At 39.7% G+C, this 10,245-nt stretch carries 9 protein-coding genes; 2 read left to right on the forward strand and 7 right to left on the reverse strand.

Annotated features, from left to right (window positions below; translation table 11 throughout):
* Window positions 1-432: 432 nt before the first annotated feature.
* From H5154_RS21820 to radA, 4 genes are all read right to left on the reverse strand, one after another.
* Window positions 433-687: a hypothetical protein gene (locus H5154_RS21820; protein ID WP_182719603.1), complete on the reverse strand. Its 255-nt coding sequence runs from the start codon at window positions 685-687 to the stop codon at window positions 433-435.
* Between the two features lie 24 nt (window positions 688-711).
* Window positions 712-927 carry a hypothetical protein gene (locus H5154_RS21825; RefSeq protein WP_182719604.1) on the reverse strand — a complete coding sequence of 72 codons (216 nt, stop codon included), beginning with the start codon at window positions 925-927 and terminating at the stop codon, window positions 712-714.
* Window positions 928-1,528: 601 nt separating this feature from the next.
* Window positions 1,529-2,461, reverse strand: coding sequence for a hypothetical protein (locus tag H5154_RS21830; protein WP_182719605.1), 933 nt, complete (start codon window positions 2,459-2,461; stop codon window positions 1,529-1,531).
* 159 nt (window positions 2,462-2,620) lie between these two features.
* Entirely contained in the window at window positions 2,621-4,006 is a 1,386-nt protein-coding gene (radA, locus tag H5154_RS21835) for a DNA repair protein RadA (RefSeq protein ID WP_182719606.1), read from the reverse strand.
* 373 nt (window positions 4,007-4,379) lie between these two features.
* Here radA and H5154_RS21840 point away from each other — a divergent pair, with 373 nt between their 5' ends.
* Window positions 4,380-6,866 carry a PilZ domain-containing protein gene (locus H5154_RS21840; RefSeq protein ID WP_182719607.1) on the forward strand — a complete coding sequence of 829 codons (2,487 nt, stop codon included), beginning with the start codon at window positions 4,380-4,382 and terminating at the stop codon, window positions 6,864-6,866.
* Between the two features lie 5 nt (window positions 6,867-6,871).
* Here the strand turns inward: H5154_RS21840 and serB are convergent, their stop codons facing one another.
* Window positions 6,872-7,885 carry a phosphoserine phosphatase SerB gene (gene serB / locus H5154_RS21845; protein ID WP_182719608.1) on the reverse strand — a complete coding sequence of 338 codons (1,014 nt, stop codon included), beginning with the start codon at window positions 7,883-7,885 and terminating at the stop codon, window positions 6,872-6,874.
* 296 nt (window positions 7,886-8,181) lie between these two features.
* Between serB and H5154_RS21850 the strand changes: the two genes are divergently transcribed.
* Complete coding sequence (locus H5154_RS21850; protein WP_145235511.1) at window positions 8,182-8,802, forward strand: AhpA/YtjB family protein; 621 nt, start codon at window positions 8,182-8,184, stop codon at window positions 8,800-8,802.
* Here H5154_RS21850 and H5154_RS21855 read toward each other — a convergent pair.
* Complete coding sequence (locus H5154_RS21855) at window positions 8,769-9,542, reverse strand: TatD family hydrolase (protein ID WP_182719609.1); 774 nt, start codon at window positions 9,540-9,542, stop codon at window positions 8,769-8,771. The genes H5154_RS21850 and H5154_RS21855 overlap by 34 nt on opposite strands.
* A gap of 6 nt (window positions 9,543-9,548) precedes the next feature.
* Entirely contained in the window at window positions 9,549-10,187 is a 639-nt protein-coding gene (pdxH, locus tag H5154_RS21860) for a pyridoxamine 5'-phosphate oxidase (protein ID WP_145235507.1), read from the reverse strand.
* Between the last annotated feature and the right edge of the window lie 58 nt (window positions 10,188-10,245).

A 10,245-nucleotide genomic window follows, 5' to 3' on the forward strand; every position in this document is an offset into this window, starting at 1 on the left:
TAATGGGCGTTTTGGAAGGTATGACAGGTGTTTAAGTGGCTTATTTGGAGAGGTAGCAGCTTACCTTTATTAATGCATCGTGTTTTGCAGCTTTTCTATATTATGAACTAAGCAATACAGTTGCCGCAGTATGAAGTGAAAGCATTCACTTTCGTTTGACCGCGTAAGGTCAATTTATTCAGCGAAATTGATTGGAATGAATTTATTTTGGCAAGATAAGTCAGGCTTGACTCCTTACCTAATGAAAGAGCCATAACAATTTACCGTGGGTGAATAATATCTATTAGATCACAGTAACCAAATGGATTCAAGGTTAAAAAAAAATCAAGCCAAATGCGTAGAATCAGTTCCTAAAAAGAGTAATTATACAGCCTCAACGCCCCCATCAAGCGCCGCCGTAGGCGGTCGCTTGGATGGGCTTGTTAAATGCTGTTATCGATTACCATGCTCTTTGATCAAAGATATGAGCAAAGACGTTGAAATCTTATACTCATTACTTGAACTATGTGATTCATTACTTTTAATAAAGTTTTTTGTACTGTTACTTTCTTTCAAAACCACATTCGATCCATTACCTGACAAGGTTATCGAAGATTCAGTTTCTATGTGCCCACTACTTGTTTCTTCCCATTCATAATCAAGCTCCATAGTCCCTGAAACTGAACGACTTTCACGTTTTGCCATCATTAAACTCCAAATTTTATTAAATTATTAACTGAAAATTATTTTTCCAGCCTTGGCTACCTTAGCTATATCTATTAATTCATACTTAGTTTTACTATGACAATTTTGCACTTCGATGGTGCACCCATCCAGAATAACTTTAGCAATATCAATAATTTCAAACTTAGTGAATTTTTTCCCATCAATAACTAAGCTAGCGCCAGCTTTGGCTATATCAATTAATTCAAATTTTGTCTTATTCAATTTCCTACTCCTTGGTTATGGAAATATGATGAAGCTGATTTAGCATTTAACAGTTTATTCAAAGGATCTAAACCCACAAGTTGCAGACAGAAAATCCTTTGAGTTTTTTAATACTTTCAGTCTAACTCTGTATCTAAATGTAAATCAAGGGATTTATCTTTGTTGTTTTTTTGTTGCTGTAAATCACAAGAAATAAACCCGCGAGTTGTTAAAAAACTCAAAACTGTTTATGAATACAGGAAAATAAAGCAGATAAAGACACGCGTGTCGCTCATTTTCCTGAATATGGGAGCAAACAACAGCTTGATTATTCAATGAGTTATTATCCTAAACCTATATCAACGTCAGTTTCCCACTTGAAACAATCTCTAAACTTTAATTTTCACCGTTGAGTTTCGTTGCTATGAACCACAACCTACGATGATAAGTTCAACGCTGGCCTGCTCTGGTTTTTCCTAGCACCTAACGCCTAAAACCTAGCTCCTAATCACTAAAATCACCCAACAACAAAGCGCGAGCAATGCTCGCGCTTTAAAATAACTCAAAACTGTATTTTGTCTTAAACTTACCGCTTAAGACTTACAACTTATAGCTCTACGAGCTATTCGCCCTTCGCTTTTAAATTTATAAACTCTGCCAGTTCTTCTGGTTGCCCCATTAGGGTGAAGATCTGTTGGTTAATTTCGGTCATGGCTTGCCCTTCTGGCAAGCTTGCTGACACGGTTAATGAGCTTAAACCTTGCGTGAAGTTTTTAATCGCTTCACTCAGTTCCTCGCTGACTGGCGCTTGTTGTAGCTGCATGTTGACCATTTGCTGCATTTGCTCCAGCGTCATACCTTGCTTTTCAAGCGTTTGTTCAACGAGTGCTTTAAATTCACCTTCGTTATTGAGGGCAATTTCGATGCTGCGTGGTTCAAGCTCTGCAAGCGCCTCCATTAGTAGGGTTTGTTGCTGTAATTGCTGCTCTAAAGTCGGCTGTTGACTACCTAGTTGTTGCTGCATTTTGCTCAGCGCCAATGAAGCATTCATCAGTGCGGTTGATTTTGCTAGACCGAGGTTAAAATTAAGGCCTACAATATTTTTAGCATTAAGCGCAAAGTCGATATCACTATCACCTGATTTTTCATCATAGTTCATCAATGTATGAAGATCATAACTAGCAGCAGCGAGTTTATTGTTAGCGTCTGGTGGTAACTGCGCTAAAAAATGCTCACTGAAGGTAAAGTTTTTTATGCTCAACTCGGTACGAGGAGCAATTTTATCTACTTCGTATCCCGCCACTTCAATGCTCGCAATATTAGCAACCGGCTGCTGATCAAACCCAGTGATTTGCATATTTGATATTTCAACACTTTGCCCAAGCACGCTGGCCGAAATATCTTCATAACTGGCTGTTACACCCATTTGCTGGCTCATTAATGCAAGCTGACGATCAACTTCTACTTTAACTTCTTGAGTCAGTGCATGATTTGCATAGCTAACACCACCGATAGCCGCAACGACAACAACAGCAACAATTGCGAGTTTTTTCATTCTATTTCCTTATTACAATTTCTATTATCACCGTTGTTATTTAGCTTAGTCTCTAACGGCTTTAGACTTAAGATTTTGCTAAGCGTATCATTCAATAATACCTTTGATAAGGCCTAGCATAAGTAAGTGCAAATTGATTTGCACTTTTTTTGAGCGTGGCTAATTAATTAAACTTAGCAGTTCATGCACTGTTTTAACTGGGGTTATTTTAGCGCCCAGCCCTTCCATTGATTTATGGTAATTACGAAATGGAATAAATATTTCGGTAAAACCATGTTGGGCAGCTTCTTTAACGCGTGGCACGCCACTGTCGATTGGCCGTACGTCACCGTTTAAACTCAGCTCCCCCATTATGCAGGTGGTACGCGGTACAACAAACTCATTTAAGCTACTGAGTAAGGCAGTCACTAAGGCTAAATCGATACAGGTTTCGGTTTCATCAATTCTCAGCCCGCCAACAATATTAAAAAACGTATCATGAAAGATTTTGGTTTTAGTGTGCTTGCGTAAAATACCAGTGAGCATTTTTATTCGGTTCATATTTAAACCTACGCACACTCGCTGTGGAAACTCCGCCTCGGTTTCGGTGGTTAAACATTGTATTTCGAGCAACAAGTTGCGGTTACCTTTTCGAATACAAGTAATGGTTGAACCGGGTGAGTCGGTACTTGATCCCGATAAAAATATTTCACTGGGGTTATCAACACTTAACATACCGCGTTCGCACATTCTAAAAATGCCCACAGTATCAATGTCACCAAAGCGGTTTTTATTGGCGCGCAAGGTACGTATTTGCCCATCGTTCGTGTCGATATGTAATAACGCATCAACAATATGCACTAAAGTTTGCGGCCCCGCTATTTCATTATTTTTATTTACGTGGGCAATAATAAACATAGTGACGTCATTTTGCTTGCAGTACTGTGTAAGCGCTTGCGCGGCACTTTTAACTTGTGACGGTGAGCCTGGGCTGCCGTTTGCGGTATCAGTAACAACCGCTTGAATAGAATCGATTACTGCAAACTTGATGTTATTTTTTTCAAGCTCGTCGATAATGGTTTCAACACTGGTTTCTGATAACAAATACAATTCGTCTGGGTTGTAATCGAGTTTTAAGCGATTAACACGGTTTTTAAATTGCGATAACGACTCTTCTGCTGTGCAGTAAAGTGATGGCATCCGCTGTGACATACGCGCGACTAAATCCGATAATAAAGTCGTTTTACCTGCTCCGGGGTCACCAGAAATAATATTCACAGAACCTGTAGTCACGCCACCTGATAATACTCGGTCAAGTTCACCAATACCGGTTAGTTGCTTTTCGGCTTCGGTGGTTGCGATGTCATTAATTTTTTTCGAGCCACCGCCAACGCCACCAGCATAGCCGCCAACAACGCTGCGCGTTGCTGCTTTTTTAGTTTGCCCTGCTGAGGGCTTAAATTCGGCTAAGGTATTCCATGCGCCGCAGCGACACTGTCCTTGCCAGCGTTGGTAGTTCATTCCGCATTCGGTGCAAACAAACTCTATTTTTGCCGCTTTTGCCATTAACTTTTGCCTACCTTCGTCATTTTGAAATCATTTATGTCCATACTAGGATGATCTTTAATTTATTGTTGCGTTATGGTGCGCTGAATATTGACCTTGCCAATAAGGCAATTCAACGCCACAATCGAGATATATAAAAAAGCAAGGTTTATCACTTTTACTTTAGGGCATACTTTTTGCTTAATCTTTTGAGCTTAGGCTTTTTTGATTAATAAACTAAAGTAATGAGCCATTTATTTGGCAATCTCATAATAATAAAAATTAAAGATGGTAACTCATTACACCGCACATGCTGCAAACCAGCAACCAAGTGAGTGTGTAAATACATGTGCAGTATACCAACTTTTTAGAATAGACGGTGATGGTTTTATAAATGACTGAAGACACTCTGCTTAAATATGAAAGTTTAGTTGATGAGCTTAAATCATATTTAGGTAATGCCAAATTTGACACGATCTTTAAATCGAAGACAGCGGGTTTAACAAAACCTGAGCAGTTCTTGATCAAGATGGAAATGTCGCGCTTGTCACAACCTATCGCCCGCTTTATTGATTTACGCGGCCAAGTAACAGGCCAAGTTAAACCTTATGAGTATGAAGGCAAACAACACTTTATGGATGAAACCGCCATTGCGGTATTTGAACAAGCCATAGAACGTCATGGTGGTTATACCCTTGCTGTTTACGAAGCAGTAATGAACACCGATAATAACCATCGTGTAATGCAAAAAAAAGCTGCTGAACAAGCTAAGCAACCTGAGTTACAGAATGAACAAAAATTAGATTGCCAAGTTATTAAATTTGCCTCTTATGAAAGTCGCCGTGAAGAACGGATGAACTATTCAATCAAAATCACTGTAGAACTCAGCAAAGATAACACCATTGCAGCAACCACCTCAGATATCTCTTTAAGTGGCGCAAAAATAAAGCTCTCACCGCGCTATCAAGTCAAAAAAGGGCAGTTATTAGGACTGCGCCTAGTTGGTCTTGAGCAAGATTTTGAATTAGGTTTAAAAAACGGTATTCAATATGAAGTTGTTGCAGTTGAGAAAATCTCTTCGGAATTTAATCACATTCGCTTAAAACGTACTTTTATAGAAAATAACGAAAAATTTGATGAGTTTTTAGAAAGTTTTATTCACGGCAATAAGCGTCGTTATAAAGTAAATTTAGATAACACCTTAGATGCAGTCGTCTCAAAAGGCTATGAGCAGTATTATATTCCCCGTGTTACCTCGTTATTTACTTTTTTTAGTTTGCAAAACGATAAACTCTACCCAAGTTTAGTGCTGACCACTGAAAACAATATCTTTATTCAGCGTTATTTTTGTGATGAGCGAAAGCTGTCATGTTTATACACCATTTTAAATCAGCAACGCTTAGCTCAGTTATTAAGTAACCCAGCCCCAGTTAAAGAAGAGTATTTATATACCTTTACGCATGTGGTTGCTGGAAAAGTATATTATTACTCAGCAACACGCACTGAATTGACTGCAGAGCCGCAATTAAGCGCATTATTTTTTGGTTTTGGTAGTCAAAAAGAAAGCTGGCAATGCTTTAAAGTACAGTTAATGCCAAGCCATCCTGAAGATTCATATATTCCGTTGAGCTTGCCAAATACCGCTGGCAAAGATATTGAAAAATTGAACAAGCCACCAACACCTCGCGTGCAAGGAATGATCAAAGACGTAAAATATCTAGTGATTTTAACCGCTGTAGGAACAGACGCTGAACAAACCCATTACCAAAGCTTTAGTTACGATAAAAGTATAGTTAATCAGCTCAAGCGCTTTGGTCACGGTAAACATAAAACCCCACCAAAGCTTGAAACCGTTGATTTAGAGTATGTAAATCTGCGCTCACATAAACGCTACTTGTATAAAACCGATGTAGTATTAACAACTCAGGATGAGCAAACACATACCGCTCATAGTCGTGATTTTTCGGTGATGGGTTTGCAAATTGAGTGTGACCAACCGGTTACTTTTCAAAAAGGTGAAGTTGTTGAATTAAGCTTGCCTGAGCTGCAAAAAATAACCAAGAAGCACACGCTGAGTAAATTAAAGTACGAAGTGATGGCGGTCAGTAAATCGTTCACCACTATCAACTTAAAAGCCTTACGTATTGCTGATAACCCACACGAAGGGGTAAAGTTTTTTACGCAATTAATTGAAAATAATAAAGATAAATTAAAAGTATCTGAAGAAGCGCCAAAGGTGCCAGGATTATCGACAGCGCTGCGAAATATGGTAACTAAAAGTGTTTGTCAATTTCCGTTTTATTTACATAAAGAAGCTACACATTTTAAAACAGGAGCTATCGGTCAAGGCTTGTACCCTAGCCCATTGCATATCATTTTACAAAACTATGGCTTGCTTAATAATACTACCAGCATTGATGCTTTTTTATCGCCAGAGCAGCTCAATGACGTGATCACACCGCTTATAAAAGATCGCAGCCGTCAAGATCCACCGTTACCTTTCACTTTATTTATTCGTTTTGATCCTAAAAAATCAACCATTGAAGACGCTATAAAAAGCAAGTGCAGTGCTGGCGAAGATTATGCCCCACAGTTACTCTTTTTAAAGAAAGGTCTTAAATCTGAGTTGCTCTTTATAATGCGTATTTATATTTCACGCACTGGCCGCCCTGATACTGATTATTTATCTAACGAACTAAAATACGTAAGCCAATATGCATTGCATAAAGCAAAAGATCTTGAAGAGGCACTGTGGGCAGTCACAGGTGTTGGTGACATGGTTGATGTAACAGATGAAACGCTTAGTCATTTGGACTTTACCGCAGAACTAGTAGAACAAATGAATAAGCGCAAACAGATTTGGCTTAAACGGCTAACTTAAATCTGTTACTTAACAACAGGAATAGTTAGTAAATATAATAATTGTAATAGCGAGCCTTGGCAAATTGCAGCTTGGGCTTGTTCAACAACTTTAGGTTTACCGTGTACGGCAACACCGAGTCCTGCCGCAGCCATCATGGTCAAATCATTCGCACCATCACCAATCGCCACTGTTTGTTGCGTAGGTAAATTTAATCGTTGCTGTAATTGGCTCAACACCACGGCTTTTTGCTGCGCATCAACAATCGTGCCTAGCACTTTACCCGTTAACTTATTATCTTTAAATTCCAACACATTGGCATGTACTTCGTCTAGTTCAAGCAGTTTTTGCACTTGTTCAGCAAACGGCACAAAGCCACCTGAGGCAATGGCTAAATACCAATTATGCTGCTTTAGCACTTGGCATAGCGCTTTGATCCCTGGCATTAATGGTAAACTATTTTTTAGTTCATCAATTAAGCTTTGCTCAATACCCGCAAGTTTAGCGACTCGTTGATGTAAGCTTTCACTAAAATCTAACTTACCAGCCATCGCTTGTGCGGTTACCGCAGCGACATCATCATATACATCAGCAAGCCTTGCGATTTCGTCAATACATTCAATCGTAATGGCGGTTGAGTCCATATCCATGACTAATAAACCGGGCTTAGTTAAAATCGGTGGCTTACTAACTTGTACAAGTTGAAATCCCAATGGATGAGCAAATTCATTCAGTACCAAAGGATTAATGCTTGGACTTAGTGTCTCGCTGTAAAAACACAGTGCGGGGCTTAAGTTTGGCTCTGGTTGATAACGACAAAATGCACTGACAATAAACTGCTGCTGAGCTAAAAAGTTAATTATATTAGCTAGTTGTTGGCCGCTAAAGTCCCCTGCAAAAGCAATACTAAACATTCCTTGCGGATTAGTTGGTAAGCTTGTTGGTACTAATAAAGCATCTTGATAGTGATACCACATACCTAACGACAACTGTGCCGATAACTGCTCTGATGAAAGGCTCGCAAAGCGCTCCAATGTCATGATAACTCCAAAAATGATACTAATGTCTCCCCTGTAAAATAACAATTATACCAATCGGGTTAGGTTATTGGTCATTTATAGCGACGGATAAATAAAGTGATAACAAGGCATAAATTTTATATGTAGTTGTTCTACATAAAAAACTTACAACGCCGTTAGCGCTTTATTTAGCACGCTAGAAAGGCTAAATATTTAAGTCGATTGGTATTAATTCGCCATAAAGGGGGATTTAAGGTTATAGTTACGCTTAGTTGTAACATCAAAAACAAAAGCTGTCAGCAGCGTAAACGGTGACTATGAAAAATAACCATCTTAAAAACCCTATTTCAGCATCTCTTAGGCAACGCCTAGTGCGATTAAGTATTGCTGCGGCATGCTTTGTATTGCTGACTTGGGTTGCTGTTAATGGTAGTTTTCAAAGCCACCAGTTGCTTTATGATAGTGCCGACAGCACAGCAAAAAGCTTAACTCGTTTTATGGCTCTCAATGCCAAAACGCCGCTACTTGAAAAAAACAAACCTGAATTAACAGCCTTATGTAACAGCATAAGCAAAGATGAATTTGTACTGGCTGCAACGATTTATGATCAGCAAGGCATACTTATCGCCAGTAGTGATAATTGGCAAGCTCACCATATTTTAGGTAAGCTGCCCAACTCCACTCCGGGTATTAGTAAACTTAAAACCCCGTTTGTTGAACCGATAATCAGTGATGACGATCGCCCACTAGGATTTGTTGCAATAACTTACTTGACCCGCTCAGCAGTAGCAACCAGTCATAGCAGCTTTCATGACTTAGGCCGCCAAGTATTACTAATGCTAGTGATAACCTGCATTTTTACTTGGCAATTAGGCCGTGGTTTAAAGCGCTGGCAAGTAAATCGTTATATCCGAAAAAGTTCTGAGCACGAATCATAAAGCTGCTTTTGAAAACCAGCCTTATAAGGTGTTGTGATCTGCTTTAATTGACATAACTGCTCAAACACTAGGGGTAACTGTAACGGCGTGTTTATTTGCCCTTGAAAGCCCGCTAACGGCATTGCAGGTGCATCTGTTTCAAGTAGTAAGTGTTCAGGTGCTATGTGAGCAACAACGGAACGTGTTTTTTGTGCTCGCTGATAAGTGATCACCCCGCCCACCCCGAGTTTAAAACCCTGTTTAATATAATACTGTGCTTGTTGTAATGAGCCTGAAAAAGCATGTATAACACCACCATATTTTGGCTTACAGCGCTTAAATGACTGTGCAATAAGGTCATGGCTTTGTCGATGATGCACAATCAATGGCAATTCAAGCTGATTAGCAAGGTCGATATGGTGCTCAAATATCTGAGTTTGCAAAACAATATCGTCAATACTGCGGTCAATGCCACACTCGCCAATAGCAATCAATTGCTGGTGATGTTGCACAGTAAAATCAGTCAGTTTGGCTAAATGACTATGGTGATATTCTGCTAAAAAGTAAGGATGTAAACCTGCACCGATGTGCACTACAGAATGCTGTTTAGCAAAAGCGCATAAAGAAAGAGATTGTGCCAAAGTGATCCCCGGCACGATCAATTTTTCGATCCCCAGCTGCTGACATTGCTGAATTAGCTTGGTGCGGGTGGCATCAAATTCAGTAAAATCTAAATGGCAGTGGGAATCAATAAACGCCATAATAAACTATGGGTTTAAACGTGTAATTTGCCAGCTATTATCAGCTTGACGCTGATATATAAAACGGTCATGCAGGCGGTGTGCACCACCTTGCCAAAACTCAATTTTTGTTGGCACAACACAGTATCCCCCCCAAAAATCTGGCAATGGTATTTCGCCTTTAGCAAACTTGGTTTTCATATTAGCAAAAGTTTCCATCAACACTTTACGCGATGATACAGGACGGCTTTGCTTTGAAGCCCATGCAGCTAACTGGCTTTCTTTGGGACGTGACAAAAAGTACTTGGCAACCGCTGAAGTTGGCAGTGGTTGTGCTTCACCATAAACAATCACTTGGCGCTCCATATGGTGCCACGGAAAATGCAAAGAGATTTTATTATTGCCTTTAAGCTCTTGTGCTTTACGCGAGCCGGTATTGGTAAAAAACACAAACCCGTTATCATCAAGATGCTTTAACAACACAATACGTTGCGAAGGCTGACCGGTTTCATCAACCGTTGCCACCACCATCGCCGTTGGATCGGGCAGTTTACTTGCTACCGCGTGCTCAAGCCAGGTTTCAAATTGCTTGAATGGATCATCAAGTAAATTCTCTTCGCTCAGAGCATCTTGCAAATACTCACGACGGATATCTTCAAGTTTCATAAAATTCCCTCTAGGTTCTAGGTTCTAGGTTCTAGGTTCTAGGTTCTAGGTTCTAGGT

Source organism: Pseudoalteromonas sp. SR44-5, assembly GCF_014163675.1.
In the GTDB taxonomy this organism is placed as follows: Bacteria; Pseudomonadota; Gammaproteobacteria; order Enterobacterales; family Alteromonadaceae; genus Pseudoalteromonas; species Pseudoalteromonas rhizosphaerae.